Source organism: Gilliamella sp. Gris3-2 (assembly GCF_001690345.1).
GTDB lineage: Bacteria > Pseudomonadota > Gammaproteobacteria > Enterobacterales > Orbaceae > Gilliamella > Gilliamella bombi.
Map to the genome: position 1 here is coordinate 1 of NZ_LZHB01000074.1, position 424 is coordinate 424.

Below are 424 nucleotides of genomic sequence, written 5' to 3' on the forward strand. Positions count from 1 at the left end.
AATTGATAGGCTTAGTCAATTATTATGTGATGAACATTATACTCTTGAAATAACAATAATATCTGATAAATACTTTAATTCTAAATTTGAAAATTACATAAAAGAAATTCTAACTAATAACTTCATACAATGGGAACAGTCAGTTTGGTCTCCTTTTGACGTTACTCCACTCAGCAAGCGATAAGCGTTTAATCAAATCAGTGGCAGTTATTTCTTCTTTATGATATAAACATCATATCTATTGTTTATAATAAGACGCTAATTTTGTTTTTTTATGCATATTCATTACAAATTACTGCGGATAACACGTAAACAATTTCTACATTTTATGTAAATAATATTTGTTTTTTAATATTTCAGGATTAAATTTTTCTAGGATAATAGAGTTATGAAAATAAATGAAAGATGGTTAACTTTTGTATTA

At 24.8% G+C, this 424-nt stretch carries 1 pseudogene; it reads left to right on the top strand.

From position 1 onward, the window contains the following. Positions 1-184: pseudogene (locus tag A9G32_RS13305) on the top strand (hypothetical protein); the annotation flags it as partial. Positions 185-424: the final 240 nt, after the last annotated feature.